Here is an 18567-nt window from a genome sequence, read left to right on the forward strand (position 1 = left end):
GCGGTAGTCCTCCTCGTAGTGCCGTCTTTCGACGCTAGGCCGGTGCGGCGCCGTCGGCCCCGATCCATCCCGATGACCGGAACCCACCGGCGGGATCAGTCGGTGCGAGCCGCGGCGGCGCCCGCGCGGCGGCCGAAGAAGGTGCCGTCGCCGAGCGAAGTGCCGCTGATGTAGCCCTCGCCGTGTAGGTTGCTGGCGGCCCGGCCCGCGGCGAACAGCCCGGGGATCGGGGCGCCGTCGATGTCGAGCACGGCGCCGTCGAGCGAGGTGTGCAGACCGCCGAGGGTGAAGACGGATGCGCCGGTCCCGCGGCGATCACCGGACTCCGCCGGTGGCCGCACCCCCGCCCGCACGTCGATCGCGGCGAGCGGTGGCGCGAGGGGCCGAAGCCAGCGCGGCGCTTTCCCGAATTCGGGATCCGCGCCGCGGGAGGCGAAGCTGTTGTACCGGCGGATGGTGTCGGCCAATGCGGCCGCCGGTAGGTCCATCAGATCGGCGAGTTCCTCGGCGGTCTCCGCCACATGGGTCGGCCGCACACCCCACCGCTGGGGTTCCGGTACTTCGTCGAAGGCCCGTTCGTCGAGCACGACCCAGGTCCGCATGTCCTGCCGGAACAGCGCCGCCTGGCCGATCCGGCCGGGATAGGTGTCCTCGTTGATGAACCGCTGCCCGTTCCCGTTCACCACCATGCCGCGCGCGGCGAGGCCGGGAACGAGTGAGATGCCCACCTGGCCGGTGGCCATGTGCCGCACGGCCGCGCCGAGCGCTTGGGCCATCCGGATCCCGCTTCCGTCGTCGGTGCCCGCGCTGACCTTGGTGTGTCCCAGCAGTTTCGGCGCGTGCGCGGCCAGCATGGCGTCGTTGTCGACGAATCCGCCGGTGGTCAGCACGACGCCGCGGCGGGCACGGACGGTCAGCTCCGTGCCGTACCGACGGGCCACCACGCCGACGACCGTGCCGTCGCCCGCGACGATCAGGCGGGTCGCCCTGGTGTCGGAGAGCGCCGTGGCACCGGCGGATCGAGCGGCCCCGGCAAGGCGGTCCATGAGCAGCTTGCCGCCGAAGTCGGCGGCGGCCGGGCGATGGCCACGGGGCGCGGGCGCGGCGAGTTCGGCGAACGGCCCGCTGTTCTCCCCCAGCCACATGAGCCCGTCATCCGACGGCGGTACCCAGGCCGGCGCGTCCCACAGCGTGGGTTTGAACGGCACACCGCGGTCGGCGAGCCAGTGGAAATGCGCGACGCTGTCCTCGCAGTAGCGAGTGATCTTGTCCGGGTCGGCGCCCGGCCCGAGCGCGGCCGACAGGAACGCGGCCATCGCCGCCGGGTCGTCGTCGAACCCGCAGGCCCGCTGGATCGGTGTGCCGCCGCCGAGATAGATCTCGCCGCCGGAGAGGGCGGATGCGCCGCCGGGACCGCTCATCCGATCCAGCACCAGGACCTGCGCGCCGCCCGCCGCCGCCTCGAATGCCGCGGCGGACCCGGCACATCCGTAGCCGACCACCAGCACATCGGTCTCGATGTCGTAGGCGCGCACGTCGGCGGCCGCGCGGGGCGCGACCGAATTCCGATCACTCATGGAGTCGACCTTCCCGCTCCGTGCTCGGTGGCCGCGGGCCCGTCTTGGTGAGCGACCCTCCGGTCCCGGTGATCGGGACTGCGCACCAGCACGGGGGCGCCGGGTGGCGATGGTGTGTGAACGGCGTCACGTCTGCGTGGGCGCCAGCGAGGAGGAAGAATTCATGCGGGTCCTGGTCACCGGAGTTTCCGATCCGACCGGTCGCGCGGTGGCGCGCATGTTGCTGGCCGCGGACCACGACGTGGTCGGGCTGGATCGCGAGCGCCACCGGTACGTCGATCCTCGGGTCGAGGTGATCACCGGTGACCCGGAGGGGCCGGCGATCTGCGCGCAGGCCGCCGCCGACTGTGCGGCGGTGGTACACCTGGGCGGTTCGCTCGCCGCGATCGCGCGAGCGGCCCGAGCGGCGGGGGCGCGAATCGTGGTTCCCGTAGGCGCGGGATCGGATGCGGTCGCCGAGGATACGGTGCGGTCCAGCGGGGCGCAGGCGCTGATCGTGCGCACCGCGCCGGTCGCGGGCAGGCGTGTCGAGGGCGCGAGCGGGCGAAACCTGCTGCGGCTGCTGGGTTCCCGTCCGGCGGGCGGATTCCAGGTGCTGCACACCGACGACTTCGAACGCTTCCTGGTACTGGCGGTGGGATCGGGACGTACCGGCGTCGTGGAGCTGGCCGCGCCCGGCGTGGTTTCCGCCGAGGACGCGCGCCGCCTCCGTGCGGCGGCGGGAACACGGCGGCTGCGGCGAAAGTCGCGCACTCGCCCCGTACCGCAAGTGGATTCGACGGCGGCGTGCGACGAGTGGGGATTCCGCTGCGGGTGGACCGCGTCGGAAGTGGCGGCGGATATCGTTCGCGGATTGGGCGGCCGCAAGGTCGACGGCGGCGAACTCGTCGCTCGCACCGGCGCGATCCCGCTGCCCGGCTATCTGGTGCCTACCCGCGCGGCCACGTCGGACGGCCACGCCCTGGTGTCGGTGGCGCCGGAAGGTCTCGAAGGCGAATTCGACGATCGCGTCGACCCGGCCTATCCGGTGCACACCGCGACGAATACCTCCGAGGCGCTGCCCGGCCCGCTCACGCCACTGACCGTTGATCTGCAGGCGGGCGCGATCCGGCTGGCCAACGCGGCGATGGGCCGGATGATCGCGCTGGAGGGCATCGCGCTGGAGCACTGGACCAGCCGGGTCACCACCGTGCTCGGGCACCACATCTACATCAACGCCTCCATCGGGGTGCTGGCCGCGGAGAACATGCCGGGCTGGGACGAGCAGAGCATCCGCCGCGACGTCTACGGCAACATCCCGGCCGAGATCTCGCTGACCCCGCACGGCAAACCACCCACCCCGACCGGTTTCGCCAGTACCCGCGCCACCTGGCGCGCCGCAGGCCGGGTGCTGCGCACGGCGCTGCGTTATCGAGAGACCACCGACGGTATCAACGCCGCCGCGCACCAGGAGACGTTGAGCGCCGCGGCGATCCGCGAACTCACCGACGAGCAACTGCACGCTCGGGCCCTGCTGTGGCGGGACCGGCTGAACCACTCGTGGGCGGCGGCGTCCATCGGCGTGATGATGACCGGCGCGGCAACGGCAATCCACTCCCGTGGCAAGGAATCGGCGGACGTGCCCATCGACCTCGAGCGATTGGAGTCGGCCAGGACCATGCTCGCCGTGGAACGGCTCGCCGCGCTGTGCCGGGCCGACAACGCGTTGCAGGACGCGGCGCACTCGGGCGATGTCGCCGGGGCGCGGGCGATCTCCCCGGCGTTCTCCGCCGCGCTGGACGAAGAACTGCACCGGATCGGGCATCGCGGGCCGGGCGAGTGCGAGCTGATCAACCCGACTTTCGGCGACCGTCCCGAACTGCTGGTCACCGCCGCAGCCCGAGCGGCCGCGATGCCCGCGCCCAAGCGGGAACCGGTCGACTCGTCCCCGAACCGCACCGCGCGGATGGCGGCGGGAGCGACGATGGCGCGCGAACGCGTCCGCGACGCCGTCGTCCGGTACACCCACTGCCTGCGGCTCGCCGTGCGCGAGCGAGCGGGCCGGCTGATCCGGGAAGGGCGGCTACAGCAGACCGAGGACGCCTGCTTCCTCACCCTCGACGAAATCCTTTGGGCGCCCGCTGATCTGACCGAGCGCGTAGCACGGCGGCGGGCGGAACTCATCCGGCTCCATGGCATCCGGATGCCGGACGTGATCGCGGGCGATTGGGAACCGCTCTCGGATGCGGCCGCTTTGGCGCCCGGGGAAAGCCTGACCGGCATCGGAGTGTCCTCCGGCGTCGTGGAGGGCACCGTGAAACGCGTGCTGTCCCTCGACGACGACATCGAGCCGGGCGACATCCTGGTCGCGTCGGTCACCGACACCGGCCACACCGCGATGTTCGCCTACGCGGCCGCGGTGGTCACCGACATCGGCGGATCAGCTTCGCACGCCGCCATCGTGGCCCGGGAATTCGGCATCCCCTGCGTCGTCGACACCAAGACCGCCAGCGCGGCCCTCGCCGACGGGCAGCGGGTGCGCGTGGACGGGTCGGCCGGCACGGTCACCCTGCTCGCCGACGCATGAGCCGGGGCCGGGGGCGCGCACCCCGGCCCCTTGCCGGTTCGGCGCCGCCGGGCCGCGACCCTATGGAAGGAATGATCCAGTGACGATTTCGCGTGCTGTTCGCGGGGCGATGACCGGTGTCGCCGCCGCACTGATCGCCGTATTCCCGTCCACCACCACCGCATTCGCGGGCCCCGCCCTCGTGCACACCGTGCACGACCGTTCCATGCAGCTATCGGCGGCGGCGAACGCCAGGGACATCGGCGACTATCCCACCCAGGGCAACGGCAAACTGCGGACGGGCGTCGTTTTCCGCACCGACGCCCTGGACAAGCTCACCGCCGCCGACCAGCAGAAGCTGGTGGCCGCGGGCATCACCGCGGTTATCGATTTCCGCAGCCCGGCCGAGTCGGGGGCCAATCCCGACAAGCTTCCCGCGTCGATTCCCGCCCTCGCGCGTCCGGTGTACGACCCGGGCAACGACTTCTACTCGATGGTGGGCAAGGCGGTACAGGGCGGCCCGGCCGTGCAGCAACAGATGTTCGGCGACGGCAGGGCCGCGGGCATCATGCGCGACTACTACCGCTGGCTGGTCAGCGACGCCACGGTGCGCGGCCAGTTCGGCGCCGCCATCCGGGATGTCGCGAACGCCACCGGGCCGGTGCTGTTCCACTGCACCGCGGGCAAGGACCGTACCGGCTGGACGACCGCGATCCTGATGACGGCGCTCGGCGTCCCGAAGGGTCAGGTGTACAAGGATTATCTGGAGTCGAACGACAACCTGGCCGCGGGTAACAAGGCGCTGATGGACGGGCTGGTGGCCAAGGGGCTGGTCACCGATCCCGCGCTGTTCGATCCGATCCTCGGCGTGCAGCGCGACTTCCTCGATGCCGCGTTCGACCAGGCCGGCGCGTCCTTCGGTTCATTCGACCGGTTCGTCTCCGAGGGGCTCGGCGTGGACGGTCCGACGCTGGAGACGCTGAAATCCAAGCTGCTGTCACGGTAGTCGAGGACAGGGCGGGCCGGTGATCTCGAATCACCGGCCCGCCCGGCCGTTCAGGGCCCGCGGAGTTCAGCCGACTACTTCACAAAGTCGCGCACGCCCTCGAAAACCGGCGATGCCGACAGCAGCGCGATATGGCCGAGGCACAGCGCCCGGGTGTTGGTGGCACCGCCGAGAATGGTGCTCTCATCGGGGTTGATGATCTCGTCGCACGGTGACCACCAGGTGCCGTAGCTCACCCGGCCGGGGGTCTCGTCGGTGCTGTTGAGTTCGGCCAGGAAGGCCGAGCCGGGCCGCATCTCCTCGCAGGAGGCGTCGAGGCATCCGTTGGCGACGTCGGTGCCGTGATTGGGGCCGGCGATGGAAACCCAGTCGTCGACGGAATCGAGGCCGTCGAGCTTCTTCAGATACCAGCGACTGTTGAGTCCGCCCATCGAGTGGGTGATGATGTCGACCTTGGCGGCACCGGTTTTCGCGCGCAGCGCATCGACCTGCGCTTTCACCTCCAGCGCGATGTCCTTGTTCGACTGGGTGGTGTTGTAGCTGAATCGTGCCATCTCTTCCGCGGAGTACCCCGCGTCCAGGAATCGGCCCCACATGTAATTCCAGTCCGACGCCGACCCTTGCCAGCCGTGGACGAAGAGGATCGGATCTCGCGCCGGCGCCGCAGCCGCCTGTGGCGTGGCGATGCCGAGTGAAGCGGTAGCCGTCGCGACCAGCGTGATCGCGGCCATCACAAGGCGGCGCGTGATCGATGTGTTGTGCATGAATTGACTCCGATCTGCTCGCTGCACTGCGAGCAGACAGAAGATAGCGTGAGGGCTCATCCGGGGTACCGGGAAACTTGGTTACTCGATTTGGCGCCAGGTCCCACCGCCGCGCTATCCGCGTGCGATCAGCACTTCGCGTAGCCGGGCCAGTTCCGCGGTGGTCAGCCCGCCGGCCAGCAACCATTCGGCCGCGCCGCCGTGTTCGGCGGACAGGTTCGCGAGGAAACGTCGCATCACCTCGGCCTCGACGCCGAGAATGCCGGTGCTGACCGGGGGCAGTCCCGTGTAGGAGGGGAGCGCGTCGAGCCGGTCGCGGACCCGGTGCATGCGTTCACCGGTCAGCGCGTAGTCCGCCGCGATCGCCTCCGGCGCAACGCCGACCGCGTCCAGCAGCACCGCCGCGAGCAGGCCGGTGCGGTCCTTGCCCGCGGCACAGTGAAACAGCACCGAGTGACGGCCCGCGTCGACGACCAGCCGCACGGCCGCGACGATGGAGTCGGCGCTGCCCGCCAGCAGCTTGTCGTACAGGTCCACCAGATCGACCCGGCTGGAGTCCGGCACCAGATCCCGTGCCGCCAGCGAGGATTGCGGCGACTTGCGCACCGGCAGGCAGACCCGCGGCAGGTCGGCGGTGGCCAGCAGTCCGTAGCCCTCGCGCTCGACTTCGTCGGGCAACCGCAGATCGATCAGCGTGCGCAGACCGATCGGGCCGAGCAGTTTCGCCATATCGGCTTCGGTGAGATTCTGCGGCGTGCTGGAACGGTAGACCACCCCGAAACGGGTGGTGCCGCCGCCTTGCACGGGTAGCCCGCCCAGGTCGCGCACGTTGTCGATCTGGGCGAACTCCACCCACCGGTCACCGGGCACGGTGGATTCGCCCGCGAGATCAGTGGGCACGGCCGGCCGCCGCCTCGTCGGCGCGGCTCAGGCCGCACAGTCCGATCAGGTCCTCGTGCAGCTCGAACCACACGGTGTGGTAGCTGTCCAGCACGGGCCGGGCGACCCAGGAGTGGTCGCCGGCCGCGATCCGCTCGATCGCGTGCGCGAACCGGCCGGAATATCGTGCCAACCGCGGTGCGACATCGCCGATCCGCCGCAGTAGCGGTTGCACGCCGCGGTGCAGTTCGGTCAGCCGGGTCAGGACAGCGCCGTCGTACTCGGCGTCGGCGTGGTCGTTGACGGTGGCCGGATCCTTCATCTGCCACGCGGTCACAATCTCTTTCAGAATGCCGTTGAAAGTACAGAATTCGGCGTAGACCGAGGCGATCGCGGCGCGGTCAACCGCCCGTCGTTCCGTCGCCAGCAAACCGTCGAGGTGCTGTCTGCCCTCGGGGGTGAGACGGACACCGATCGGCGTCGCGGCGCACCAACCCTCGGTCACGAGTTCCTCGCATCGGGCGGCGACGGCCTCGGCCGACGCGCCTGTGCCCGCGGCGAGCGCGTCGTGGGCGGCCCGGCCTTTGATCCCGATCAGCCGCAGCAGATCGAGGTCGGCGACCTCCGTCACTGCCGGCGGGATTGCCACGGTTACCTCTGCCGAGGCGTCGGCCGCGCGCGCGTCCAACCACGCCGCGAACCCGTCGATGTCGGTGCCCGCCCAGCCGGCCAACCGGCCGACGTCCGCGAGAGTGCTCCCGTCGACGGGTTTGCCTTCGACTCGACCCGGCCACACCGTGCCCGTGCCGCCGTCCACGGTCACCACCTGGCCGGTCAGCGCCGCGACGACGCCGGGACCGCAGCCGACCACGCACGGCCTGCCGATCTCGCGGCCGACCAGCGCGGCGTGCGAGGTGACACCGCCCAGTTCGGTGACGATCGCCCGGGCGGCGATCATGCCGTGCAGGTCGTCGGGGCTGGTGGTCGGGCGCACCAGAATCACGTCCTCGCCTGCCTCCGCGCGGCGCTCCGCCTCGTGCGGATCGCTCACGACGACACCCGCCGCCAGTCCGGGACAGGCTGATTCGCCGCGCGCCAGCGGCGTCCCCGCGTACTCGCCGCTCGCCGGGCGCAGCACGGCACGCACCTGATCGGCGGTGACCCGCGCCAGCGCCTCCTCCGCGCCGATCAGGCCCTCGTCTGTCATGGCCACCGCGGCCCGCACAGCCGCGCGCGCCGAGCGCTTGGCGGGGCGGGACTGCAACAGCCACAGGGCGCCGGATTCGACGGTGAATTCGATGTCCTGGATATCGCGGCCATCGCGTTCCAGCAGGCCGGCCGCCGCGACGAGCTGGCTGTGCACCTGCGGCAACAGAGTGGCCAACTCGTTGAGGGGGCGCGGTGTGGTCCGGCCGGACACCACGTCCTCACCTTGCCCGCCGACGAGCCATTCGCCGAACATCGCGCGCTCACCCGTGTTCGGGTTGCGGCTGAACAACACACCGGTGCCGGATTTCTCGTCGAGATTGCCGAAGACCATGGCTTGCACCGTCACCGCGGTGCCCAGCGTTCCGGACACGCGGCGATTGCGCCGATACGTCTGCGCGCGAGGCGAATCCCAGGACCGGAACACCGCGCTGATGGCCGCTCGCAGCTGCTCCCAGGGATCCTCGGGCACCGCACCGGCCGGGTCGCCCAGCACGGTTTCGCGATACTGGGCGCGAAACCTCTCCCGGGTGTCGACCGCGTAGTCCGGGTTCCCGGTCTCCGCCGCCAGCGCTGCCGCGACTGCCTCGTTCATGCCGAGGTTCAGGACCGTGTCCATCATGCCCGGCATGCTCACCGCGGCGCCCGAACGGACCGACACCAGCAGCGGCCGGGCGCCGGACCCGAAGACCCGTCCGGTGCCGCGCTCCAAGGTGGCGATTCCGGCCCGAACCGCCCGCCAGATGTCCTCGCCGATCACCCCGCGCGCCGCGAAGTCGGCCCAGCCCTCGATGGTGATCACGAAGGCGGGCGGCACCGGAAGACCCAGCGCGCGCATCCGGTTGACGCTCCACGCTTTTCCGCCGATGCTTTCCCGCGACAGCGCGCAGGCGCCATCGAGTTCGACGACCGGCGCCGCGCCCGCTGCCTCGTCGTTTCGCTCCGCTAGCTCTGCTCCGGCGGTCATGTCACTCCTTTGCGATCACTGCACATTCCGCGCCTCGGCGCGATTCGGACCTTGTGCGCCCGGCCGGGCGCGAACCGCGGCGCGCACCCCTGTAGCTCTGTTCGAGCCTGCCGTGCCGCCCGTCATCGGCCGTACCCGAGGTCCCGCTGAGCAGGATCGAGTTCCGTCGAAACCCGGCGTCCACGGCGCGGTGCGGGCGCTGCGTGGAAAGACGTTCCCGGTCAGCGGGATATGTGGCGGCGATCGGACCGGATGGAGCGGCGGGTACGGCACCATCGCGGCATGGATCGACGGCGTGCGGCGACCGATGAACTCGCGACGGTTCCCGCGGTGCTGGCCGACCGGGCACGACGCGACGGCGCGCGGGTAGCGCTGCTGGGGACGGAGGGCCCGCTCACTTACGCCGAACTCGCCACGGCTGCACGGCGCGTCACGCGGGCGGCGATGTCGCGATCGGTGGCGCCCGGGGATCGAGTGGCGATATGGGCACCCAATACCGCGCGATGGGTGATCGCGGCGCTCGGCGTGCTCGGTGCGGGCGTGACCCTCGTACCGATCAGCACGCGGCTACGCGGTCCCGAAGCGGCCGACATCCTCGCGCGCAGCCGGTGCCGCATGCTGCTCACCGTTGGCGATTTCCTCGGCAACGACTACGCGGGGATGCTGCGGGAAGCGGGGCGTACGCTCCCGGAGCTGCGGACCACTGTGAAGCTCGACGACACCGCTGAGGCCGATGATCTCTCGTGGGCTCGGTTCCTCGCCCTCGGCGGCGAAGTGCCCGTCGCCGCGGCCGATGCGCGGAGTTCGTCCGTGGACCCGGAATCGATCTCCGACATCCTGTTCACGTCCGGCACCACGGGTGTGCCGAAAGGTGTGCCGGTTACCCATCGGCAGACGATCGAGACGTTCACCCGCTGGGCCGATACCGTCACTCTCGCTGGCGACGACAGATACCTCCTGGTCAACCCGTTCTCCCACACCTTCGGCTTCAAGGCGGGAATCATCGCGTGCCTCTCGCGGGGCGCCACCATGGTGCCGGTGGATCGATTCGATCCGGAACAGGTGCTCGGCGTCATCGAGCGCGAGCGGATCACCGTGCTGACGGGACCTCCGACCCTCTTCCACGACCTGCTCACCCACAATCGGCGCGGGACCCATGATCTGAGTTCACTGCGTCTGGCGGGTACAGGTGGTTCGAGTGTGCCGACCGGATTGGTGGAGCGCATCCGGGGTGAACTGAGTGTCGACAAGGTCTTCACCGGATACGGACTGACCGAATCGACCGGCGTCGCCACAATCTGCTCACCCGACGCACCCGTGCACGTCATCGCCGCCACCGTAGGAAAAGAGCTTCCGGGGACGCGGATTCGTGTCGTAGACAGTTCCGGGCGGACCGTGCCGGTCGGTGAGCCCGGCGAAATCGTGGTTCGCGGCCCCAACGTGATGCACGGTTACCTCGACGACCCGCGAGCAACAGCGGCCGCGATGGATTCCGCAGGCTGGCTGCACACCGGCGACATCGGCACCATGGACGCCGACGGCTATCTGCGCGTCACCGACCGCCACGCGGACATGTTCATCGTGGGCGGATTCAACGTCTATCCCGCCGAAATCGAGCAGATCCTCCGCACGCATCCCCGCATACAAGACGCCGCCGTAGTCGGCGTTCCCGACTCCAGGCTCGGCGAGGTCGGCTTCGCCTTCGTCGTCCCGGACGGACCCGCCGACATCGAGACCACGGAGATCATCACGTGGACCCGGACCCGAATGGCCGGGTACAAGGTCCCACGCCACTTCGAGTTCGTAGCGGAACTACCCCGAAACACCGACGGCAAGGTGCTCAAACGCGTTCTGCGCTCCCGTCGGGCACAACGCTGAGCGGTGCTCGAGATGCGCCACATGAGGATCGACCCGCATACCAGCGAGATGCGGCAACTGATCGAGGCGCTCGGCCGGTAGGTGGCCGGAGCCGTAGTACTCGCCTACCGGCCCGGGGAACTCTCCGGCCACCCGCCGGACGCACTGTCAGGCGACTTCGTTCTTCATCTGAGCGGTGAGGATCTTCTGGTAGCCCGCGCCGAAAATTCTCGGCAGCCAGTCGATCACGTGAGCGTCCGTGCCGATCAAGATCTTCGCTTTGTTCTTGCGGATGCCGTTGACGATGACCCTCGCGGCGTGCTCGGGGGTCGTCTTGGCCAGGCGGTCGAAGTTGGCGGCCAGGGCGTCGCGGTCGCGATCGCCGCCCGCGCGCGCTTTCCAGGCGATCTCGGTCTTGATCATGCCGGGGTGCACGCTGCTGACGCCCACCGCGTGACCGGCGATGTTCATCTCCTGCCGCAGCGCGTCGGTGAAGGCGCGAATGGCGAATTTTGTTGCGCTGTAAGCACCTTGGCTGGGGCACGCGGCAAGACCGAACATGCTCGACACGTTCGCGATGTGCCCGTCACCGGAGGCGATGACGTGGGGCAGGAACGCCTTGGTGCCGTAGGCGACGCCCCAGAAGTTGATGCCGACGATCCATTCGAAGTCCGCCCAGCCGAGTTCTTCCACGTTCGCGGTGAGCGAGACTCCGGCGTTGTTGACGACCAGATTGATCCGGCCGAAGTCCTCGGCCACCTCGTCGGCGTGGCGATAGACCGCCTCCCGGTCGGTCACATCCAGCTTGTAGGCGCGGGCTTGCGCACCCTCCTTGTCGCACAGTGCGGCGGTCTCGGCGACGTTCTCCACGTTACGGCCCGACAGTGCCAGGCGGGCGCCGCGGCGGGCGAGTTCGATCGCCAGTGCCCGGCCGATGCCCGCGCCCGCACCGGTGATCACGGCGGTTGTGCCCTCGAAGTTCTTCACGGTTGATTTCCTTGTCTCGCTCGGCGGTCGGTCCGCCGGGTTGCCCTGCCGGACGTCGTCACAGGGACGTGTAGCCGCCGTCGGCGACGAATTCCGAGCCGGTGCTGAAGCTCGACTCGTCACTGATCAGGAACAGCACCAGGTTCGCCAGTTCCTCCGGGCGCCCGGCCCTGCGCATCGGCTGAGTGCCCGACATGCCCTGCGAGCGCGTGGAATCGGCGGTCATCTCCGTGGCCACCACACCGGGGTGCACCGAGTTGACCCGGATGTCGTCGGCGGCGAACTCCTGCGCGGCGGTCTTGGTCATGCCGCGCACGGCCCATTTGGACGCGGTGTAACCGAGGATGTTGGAGAAGGCGATGATGCCGCCGATCGAGGAGATGTTCACGATGGAGCCGCCGCCTGCCCGGCGCATCGACCCCAGCACGGCCTTCATGCCGAGGAACACCCCGACCTGGTTGACATCGATCACCTTGCGGAAGTCGGCTTCCGACAACTTCTCGATCGGATCGACGTGCACGATGCCCGCGTTGTTGACCAGACCGGAGACCGGGCCGAAAACCTTCTCGGTGTAGGCGATCACGTCGTTCCACGCCGACTCGTCGGTGACATCCAGCGGCAGGAAGGTCGCGGCGTCGCCCAGCTCGGCGGCCAGCGTCACGCCTTCGTCCACCAGCACATCGGTGATCACCACCGTGGCGCCCTCGGCGACCAGCCGCCGCGCGAAGGCCGCGCCCATCCCCCGTGCGCCGCCGGTGACGATGACGTTCTTACCGTCGATCCGTCCCATCAACGCTCTCCTTCCACTGCGTCCCGCGCGGTCGCGCCAGGCTGGTTGTCGGCGAGGTGACCGGCCGCGATGTAGCCGAACACCATGGCGGGACCGATGGTCGCGCCCGCACCCGCGTAGTCGTTGCCCATCACCGAGGCGGAGTTGTTCCCCGCCGCGTACAGGCCCGGGATCGGCCGGTCGTCGGAGTCGAGGACGCGAGCGTGCTCGTCGGTGACCAGACCGCCCTTGGTGCCCAGATCGCCCGGCACCATCTCCACGGCGTAGAAGGGGCCCTGCTCGATCGGGGCCAGACACGGATTCGGCCGCACGGTCGGGTCGCCGTAGTAGCGGTCGTGGGCGGAATCGCCGCGCCGGAAGTCCTCGTCGCGACCGGCGCGGGCGAAGCGGTTGAAACGCTCCACCGTCGCGGTCAGCGCCGCAGGCGGCACACCGATCTTCGCCGCCAGTTCGGCCAAGGTCTCGGCCTGGTCGATGATCCCGGCATCCGCGTACTTCTGCGGGAGCGGACGCTTGGGGAAGTTCCCCAGGAACAGGTACCGGTCGCGGAAGCGCTGATCCATGATGAAGTACGCCGGAATGTGCCCGACGCCCGCCGCTTCCTGCTCGTACATCTTGTGCACCACGTTCACGTACGGGGCCGATTCGTTGACGAACCGTTCGCCCGCGTGGTTGATCATGATGCCGCCGGGCTGGGAACGCTCGGCCAGGCAGAAGAACGGCGGCCCGTCGGGATTGCGCACGGACGGGCCCCACCAGGCGTCGCCCATGAGATCCACCGCGCCACCGGCCTTCTGACCCGCGACGATGCCTTCGCCCACGTTCTCGGTGGCGCCTACCGTCCACTCGGTGGACTGTGGCCCGCTCATGTACTGCTCGCGCATCCGCAGGTTGTGCTCGAAACCGCCCGCCGCCAGCACCACACCGCGGCGCGCCTTGATCACCACCGGCGTGCCGTCGTGCTCGGCGCGCACACCGACCACCGCGTCCGCCACCGTGATCAGGTCGGTCAGCGGCGTGTTCAGCCACACCGGCACTCCGGCGTCACGCAATGACAGCCACAGCCGGGCCGCGAGCGCCTTGCCCAGGCTCAGCGGCAGCCGTCCGCGCAGCTTGTTCCCCACCGCCTGCATACCGACCCTGATCGCGGTGCGTTTCCCGGCCCAGGTGCGGGCGATCATGTTCAGATCGTGGAAGTCGCTGACGGTGAACGCGATTCCCTTGGGACCCGACATGGTCGGTTGATTGATCTTGTGCAGATCGCCGCCGAGCAAGCGTCCGTCCAGCGGCGCGGGTTCGATGCTGCGCCCCTGGGCCAGACCACCGGGAAACTCCGGGTGATAGTCGGAATAGCCGCGGTCGTAGACGAACTCCCAGTATTCGCTGCGAGCGCCGAGGTAACGCATCATCTCGGGGCCGCGTTCGAGGAAGGCCCGCTGTTTGGCCTCCGGAACCCGATCGCCCACCACCGCTTTCAGATAGGTGCGGGCCAGTTCCGGGCTGTCGGGCACCCCTTCGCGCTGCAACACCGGGTTGTTCGGGATCCAGATACCACCGCCCGACCGTGCCGTGGACCCGCCGAAGGATCTGCTCTTCTCGATCAGCGTCACCGACAGTCCGCGGTAGGCGGCCGTCAGAGCGGCCGTCATGCCCGCGGCGCCGGAGCCGACGACCACCACATCGAATTCGAATTCCTGTGTCATCGCGTCGCTTCCGTCAGTAACCGCAACCGGTCAGCATGCCGCCGTCGACGACGAATTCGCCTCCGGTGCAGTAACTGGCCGCGTCCGAGGCCAGGAACGCCGCCACGTGGGAGACCTCGACGGGCTGTCCCCAGCGCGGGATCGGCAGGCTCGCGAAGAAGCCGTCGCCGTCGACGCCGGAGGCTCCGGACACCGCGGCGGTCATGGGTGTGGCGATGCCTCCCGGGTGCAGGGAGTTGACCCGGATACCCAAGTGCCCCAGCTCGCGAGCGGCCGACTTGGTGATGCCGCGGATGGCGAACTTGCTCGCGCTGTAGGCGGACAGACCGGCCGCGCCGACGAACCCTTCCACCGAGGAGACGTTCACGACCGATCCGCCTCCGGTTTCGGCGAGCGCGGGCGCGGCTGTCTTGATGCCGAGCCAGGTGCCGGTCACGTTGACGTTCATGATCGTGGTGAAGTCCGCCAAGGCCATCTCGGCGATCGGGACGAACCGCAGGATGCCCGCGTTGTTGACCACCGCGTCGAGCCGCCCGTAGTGGGTGACCGCCTCGGACACCGCCGCGGACCAATCCGCTTCGCTGGTCACGTCGTGGTGCACGTATCGCACCGCGGAACCCAGTTCCGCGGCCAGCGCCGTTCCCTCGTGGTCGAGCAGGTCACCGAACACCACGCGCGCGCCCTCGGCCACGAACCGCCGCACGTGCTCGGCGCCCATCCCCCGCGCCCCGCCGGTGACCAGCGCCACCTTGCCGTCGAGTTGTCCCACCGAATTCCGTCCTCTCACCGTCGCTTGCTCACCGACGCTAGGTCGCCCATCGAGGCGCGGCACCGGACCGTCCCGGCCACCGGGACTAGGGCCTGACCTGAGAAGTTCCGGCGGACATATTTCGATTAGGCATACCGCTGCCGACTGTCCCGCACCGGGACCAGACACCCCGACGAAACCCGAAAACGCCCGATCGGGCGCTCGATAAGGAGACCGGATGAAGTTCTCGATGATCTTCGAAGCCCAGATGGCCGACCCGTCGCGCGAGCACGAGCACCAGGTGCTGCGCGACTGTGTCGAGCAGGCGGTGCTCGCCGACGAGATGGGGTTCGACACCGTGTGGGCGGTCGAACACCACGGGCTGAAGTGGTACGCCCACATGAGCGCCCCGGAGGTCTTCCTGACCTGGGTGGCCGCCAAGACCGAGCGGATCCGGATCGGGCACGGCGTGGTGTGCATGCCGTTCAACTTCAACCACCCGGTGCGCGCGGCCGAACGCGCCGCGATGCTCGACGTGCTGTCCGGCGGACGGCTCAACCTCGGCGCGGGCCGCGGCGCGACGCCGGTGGAGACCTCCATGTGCGGTGTCGACCCCGAGCGCACCTACCAGGAGGTCGAGGAGTCGCTGCGGATGATCGGCAAGGCGTGGCAGGATCCGGAAGCCGAATTCGAGTACAACGGCGAGCTGTTGCAGGTCTCGCCGCATTCACTGCTGCCGCGGCCGGAGCAGTTGCCCCATCCGCCGCTGTTCATGGCCTGCACCAAGAAGGACACGCTGAAGATGGCCGCCGACTACGGAATCGGCGCGCTGGTGCTGGGTTTCGCGGGCGTGGAGGAGATCGCGGAACTGCGGCGCACCTACGACGAGGCGATCGCCGCGCGCACGGGTGAGCGTTTCGTGTCGACCGTGGTGAACGATCATTTCGCGGCGCTGTGCCCGACGATCGTTCTCGACGACCGGGAGAAGGCCCAGCGGATCGGCGCGCGCGGGCAGCGCTTCTTCGCGCAATCCATCAAGCACTACTACGGCGCGGGCCCGGCGCCCGACGAGGCCGTCGACCCGAACGCCGACGAGCTCGCCGCGATCAAGCAGGCCGCCGACGACCACGTCGCCTACCTGCACGAGGCCAAGATCCCGGTGCAGACCGGCGCCACCTCGGTCTTCAACGCCGACCACGCCTACGGCAGCCCCGAGGACGCCATCGCCTACGTCGAGCGTCTGCAGGCCGCGGGCGCGGACGAGATCCTCTGCCTGATCCAGATGGGCACGGTGCCGCAAGAGGCCTGCCTGGAGACCATCCGGCACTGGGGCGAGAAGGTCATCCCCCACTTCCGCAACAGCTGATCCCGGCGATCGCCGACGACAACGAGGAGTTCGACATGGTTGACCTGAGTGGGAAGGTCGCCCTGATCACCGGCGCGGCCCGGGGACAGGGCGCCGCCGAGGCGCGGCTGTTCGTGCAGCGCGGCGCCCGCGTGGTGATCACCGACGTTCTGGAGGAGGAAGGCACCCGGCTGGCCGAATCGCTCGGCGCCGCCGCACGTTTCGTGCGGCACGATGTCGGCAGCGGCGAGGACTGGGAAGTCGCCGTTGCCGAGGCGGTTTCGGCGTTCGGCAAACTGGATGTCCTGGTGAACAACGCCGCCATCTACACCGCGAAGCCGCTGGCGGAGACCACGCCGGAGGAATTCGAGCGCATTCTGCGCGTGAACCTGATCGGGGCGTTCCGCGGCATCCGGGCAGCGGTCGGTCCGATGACGCGGGCGGGCGGAGGCTCGATCGTCAACATCTCCTCGCAAGCGGGCCTGGAAGGGCTGATGGGTCACGCCGCCTACGGCTCCTCGAAATGGGGACTGCGCGGCCTGACCAAGACCGCCGCGCTCGAGCTGGGCCCGGCCGCGATCCGGGTCAACTCGGTGCACCCCGGCCCGATCGCGACGCCGATGGTCCCGTACCTGACCACCGGGCCGGGCAGCTTCCCGTCCTTGCCGCTGCAACGCACCGGCGTGCCGGAAGAGGTCGCCGAACTGGTCGCGTTCCTGGCCTCCGACGCCTCGGCCTACGTCACCGGCGCCGAGGTGACGATCGACGGCGGCTTGGCAGCGGGCAAGTTCCTGCCACCGGACGCACAGCGATAGCGAAGGAGCGAGCCGGATGCCGCTGACACCCGAAGCGCAGGTGGTCGTCGATGCCGCAAGCGCCGCGTTTCCCGCGTTGGGCACCCAAGTGCTCGACGCCACCGAGGCACGGCGGCTGCTCGCCGCACGTGCCGCACCGGCCGTGGAGCCGATCCCGGTCGCCCAGGTGTGGGAGCGGCGGATCCCCGGTCCACCGGGCGCACCCGAGGTCCGCGTCCGGATCTATCGGCCCGCGAGCGCCGTGGCGCCGGCTCCGACGGTGGTCTTCTGCCACGGCGGTGGGTTCGTGATCTGCGGCCTCGACAGCCATGACCGGTTCTGCCGGGCCATGGCCGTCGGCGCGGACGCGGTCGTGGTGTCGGTGGACTACCGGCAAGCGCCCGAACACCGGTTCCCCGCGGCGGCCGAGGACGCGTACGCGGCGCTGTGCTGGGTCGCCGACCACATCGCGTCGCTGGGCGGCGACCCCGCCCGCCTCGTGGTGGCGGGGGACAGCGCCGGCGGCAACCTCGCCGCCGTGACGGCGTTGATGGCACGAGATCGCGGCGGCCCCGAGATCGCCCGGCAGCTGCTGCTGTATCCCATGCTCGACCCGGCCTGCGACAGCGCGTCCTATCGGGAGAACGCCGACGGCTATTTCACCACCGCCGCGCACCTGCGCTGGTACTGGCGCCAATACCTGGGCTCGCACGACGGCGCCGACCCGTACGCCGACCCGCTCGACGCCGACCTGTCCGGACTCCCGCCCGCGCACATCGTCACCGCCGAATTCGATCCACTGCGCGATGAGGGCGAAGACTACGGGCAGCGGCTGAGGCGAGCCGGTGTCGCGGCCGAGATCCGCCGATACGACGGGATGTTCCACGGCTTCATGAGCATGGCCGACACCCTGCCCGAGGCGGTACTGGCGAACACTGCCGCCTACTCGGCCGTTCGTGCCGCCTACGCCCAGCGGCGTCCCTGACCGCCCGCACACACTGTTACGGAGCACAGATGACGATCCAGCGAATCGGCCCCGCCTACCCCACCGACGACCTGCCCACCACCGTGGCACTGCTGACGGCCGTTTTCGGCGCCGGGCCCACCGTGGTGGACGGCGACCGCTGGGCCCAGTTCGACAGCAATGGCGTCCGGGTCATGCTCGCGGGCGCCGACCGTGACGACGACACCCCGTTCCTCGCGATCAAGGTGGACGATCTGGATCTCGCGCTGCACCGGTTGCGCACCGGGGGTTTCGAGGTTGCGCAACCGGTCACCGGACCGCACGAGCGCCGCGCCGTCATCCGGCCGACACCCGGTTCCGTCTGGCACATCGCGCTCTACGAACCGATCACTGCCCAGCCGTGACGCGACCGAGCCGACGCGGACACCGAAGTAG

General features: G+C 69.7%; 15 protein-coding genes. 7 read left to right on the plus strand and 8 right to left on the minus strand.

From position 1 onward, the window contains the following. Nucleotides 1-95: 95 nt before the first annotated feature. Nucleotides 96-1577, minus strand: coding sequence for an FAD-dependent oxidoreductase (locus tag ACZ6DL_RS33485; RefSeq protein WP_466057172.1), 1482 nt, complete (start codon nt 1575-1577; stop codon nt 96-98). Between the two features lie 163 nt (nt 1578-1740). On the opposite strand from ACZ6DL_RS33485, the gene ACZ6DL_RS33490 reads away from it, so the two are divergent. Next, nucleotides 1741-4143 (plus strand): PEP-utilizing enzyme, encoded by a 2403-nt coding sequence (locus ACZ6DL_RS33490; RefSeq protein WP_466057174.1) that lies wholly within the window; start codon nt 1741-1743, stop codon nt 4141-4143. 79 nt (nt 4144-4222) lie between these two features. After that, nucleotides 4223-5128 (plus strand): tyrosine-protein phosphatase, encoded by a 906-nt coding sequence (locus tag ACZ6DL_RS33495; protein ID WP_466057176.1) that lies wholly within the window; start codon nt 4223-4225, stop codon nt 5126-5128. 74 nt (nt 5129-5202) lie between these two features. Here the strand turns inward: ACZ6DL_RS33495 and ACZ6DL_RS33500 are convergent, their stop codons facing one another. The 3 genes from ACZ6DL_RS33500 to ACZ6DL_RS33510 form a co-directional block, all read right to left on the minus strand. Beyond that, nucleotides 5203-5892, minus strand: coding sequence for an esterase/lipase family protein (locus tag ACZ6DL_RS33500; RefSeq protein ID WP_466057178.1), 690 nt, complete (start codon nt 5890-5892; stop codon nt 5203-5205). A 114-nt stretch (nt 5893-6006) separates the two neighbouring features. Then, nucleotides 6007-6792 carry a tyrosine-protein phosphatase gene (locus ACZ6DL_RS33505; RefSeq protein ID WP_466057180.1) on the minus strand — a complete coding sequence of 262 codons (786 nt, stop codon included), beginning with the start codon at nt 6790-6792 and terminating at the stop codon, nt 6007-6009. After that, nucleotides 6782-8944, minus strand: a complete 2163-nt coding sequence (locus ACZ6DL_RS33510; protein WP_466057182.1) for a pyruvate, phosphate dikinase — start codon at nt 8942-8944, stop codon at nt 6782-6784. Before ACZ6DL_RS33510 ends, ACZ6DL_RS33505 begins: the two co-directional genes overlap by 11 nt. 282 nt (nt 8945-9226) lie before the next feature. Between ACZ6DL_RS33510 and ACZ6DL_RS33515 the strand changes: the two genes are divergently transcribed. Next, nucleotides 9227-10822 carry a FadD3 family acyl-CoA ligase gene (locus ACZ6DL_RS33515; protein ID WP_466057184.1) on the plus strand — a complete coding sequence of 532 codons (1596 nt, stop codon included), beginning with the start codon at nt 9227-9229 and terminating at the stop codon, nt 10820-10822. 147 nt (nt 10823-10969) lie between these two features. On the opposite strand, the gene ACZ6DL_RS33520 is transcribed toward ACZ6DL_RS33515, so the two are convergent. The 4 genes from ACZ6DL_RS33520 to ACZ6DL_RS33535 are packed head-to-tail and all read right to left on the minus strand — an operon-like array spanning nt 10970 to nt 15050. Further along, a complete protein-coding gene (locus ACZ6DL_RS33520; protein WP_466057186.1) occupies nt 10970-11788 on the minus strand; it encodes an SDR family NAD(P)-dependent oxidoreductase in 819 nt (272 codons plus the stop codon). Nucleotides 11789-11846: 58 nt separating this feature from the next. Continuing rightward, nucleotides 11847-12578 carry a glucose 1-dehydrogenase gene (locus ACZ6DL_RS33525; protein ID WP_466057188.1) on the minus strand — a complete coding sequence of 244 codons (732 nt, stop codon included), beginning with the start codon at nt 12576-12578 and terminating at the stop codon, nt 11847-11849. Further along, nucleotides 12578-14281: a 3-oxosteroid 1-dehydrogenase gene (gene kstD, locus ACZ6DL_RS33530; RefSeq protein WP_466057190.1), complete on the minus strand. Its 1704-nt coding sequence runs from the start codon at nt 14279-14281 to the stop codon at nt 12578-12580. Before kstD ends, ACZ6DL_RS33525 begins: the two co-directional genes overlap by 1 nt. Before the next feature lie 13 nt (nt 14282-14294). Next, nucleotides 14295-15050: a glucose 1-dehydrogenase gene (locus tag ACZ6DL_RS33535; RefSeq protein ID WP_466057192.1), complete on the minus strand. Its 756-nt coding sequence runs from the start codon at nt 15048-15050 to the stop codon at nt 14295-14297. 217 nt (nt 15051-15267) lie between these two features. Between ACZ6DL_RS33535 and ACZ6DL_RS33540 the strand changes: the two genes are divergently transcribed. The 4 genes from ACZ6DL_RS33540 to ACZ6DL_RS33555 are packed head-to-tail and all read left to right on the plus strand — an operon-like array spanning nt 15268 to nt 18536. Beyond that, nucleotides 15268-16395: an LLM class flavin-dependent oxidoreductase gene (locus ACZ6DL_RS33540; protein ID WP_357030635.1), complete on the plus strand. Its 1128-nt coding sequence runs from the start codon at nt 15268-15270 to the stop codon at nt 16393-16395. Between the two features lie 35 nt (nt 16396-16430). Next, a complete protein-coding gene (locus tag ACZ6DL_RS33545) occupies nt 16431-17189 on the plus strand; it encodes a glucose 1-dehydrogenase (RefSeq protein WP_466057195.1) in 759 nt (252 codons plus the stop codon). Between the two features lie 16 nt (nt 17190-17205). Then, nucleotides 17206-18153: an alpha/beta hydrolase gene (locus ACZ6DL_RS33550; protein WP_466057197.1), complete on the plus strand. Its 948-nt coding sequence runs from the start codon at nt 17206-17208 to the stop codon at nt 18151-18153. A gap of 29 nt (nt 18154-18182) precedes the next feature. Then, nucleotides 18183-18536, plus strand: a complete 354-nt coding sequence (locus ACZ6DL_RS33555) for a VOC family protein (RefSeq protein ID WP_466057199.1) — start codon at nt 18183-18185, stop codon at nt 18534-18536. Nucleotides 18537-18567 lie beyond the last annotated feature (31 nt).

The organism is Nocardia sp. NPDC041819 (assembly GCF_055590505.1).

Excerpts from the sequence above, each read along its gene's own strand:
- ACZ6DL_RS33485 (WP_466057172.1), bottom strand. The coding sequence starts at position 1,577 with ATGAGTGATCGGAATTCGGTCGCGCCCCGCGCGGCCGCCGACGTGCGC.
- ACZ6DL_RS33490 (WP_466057174.1), top strand. The coding sequence starts at position 1,741 with ATGCGGGTCCTGGTCACCGGAGTTTCCGATCCGACCGGTCGCGCGGTG.
- ACZ6DL_RS33500 (WP_466057178.1), bottom strand. The coding sequence starts at position 5,892 with ATGCACAACACATCGATCACGCGCCGCCTTGTGATGGCCGCGATCACG.
- ACZ6DL_RS33510 (WP_466057182.1), bottom strand. The coding sequence starts at position 8,944 with ATGACCGCCGGAGCAGAGCTAGCGGAGCGAAACGACGAGGCAGCGGGC.
- ACZ6DL_RS33515 (WP_466057184.1), top strand. The coding sequence starts at position 9,227 with ATGGATCGACGGCGTGCGGCGACCGATGAACTCGCGACGGTTCCCGCG.
- ACZ6DL_RS33525 (WP_466057188.1), bottom strand. The coding sequence starts at position 12,578 with ATGGGACGGATCGACGGTAAGAACGTCATCGTCACCGGCGGCGCACGG.
- kstD (WP_466057190.1), bottom strand. The coding sequence starts at position 14,281 with ATGACACAGGAATTCGAATTCGATGTGGTGGTCGTCGGCTCCGGCGCC.
- ACZ6DL_RS33540 (WP_357030635.1), top strand. The coding sequence starts at position 15,268 with ATGAAGTTCTCGATGATCTTCGAAGCCCAGATGGCCGACCCGTCGCGC.
- ACZ6DL_RS33545 (WP_466057195.1), top strand. The coding sequence starts at position 16,431 with ATGGTTGACCTGAGTGGGAAGGTCGCCCTGATCACCGGCGCGGCCCGG.
- ACZ6DL_RS33550 (WP_466057197.1), top strand. The coding sequence starts at position 17,206 with ATGCCGCTGACACCCGAAGCGCAGGTGGTCGTCGATGCCGCAAGCGCC.
- ACZ6DL_RS33555 (WP_466057199.1), top strand. The coding sequence starts at position 18,183 with ATGACGATCCAGCGAATCGGCCCCGCCTACCCCACCGACGACCTGCCC.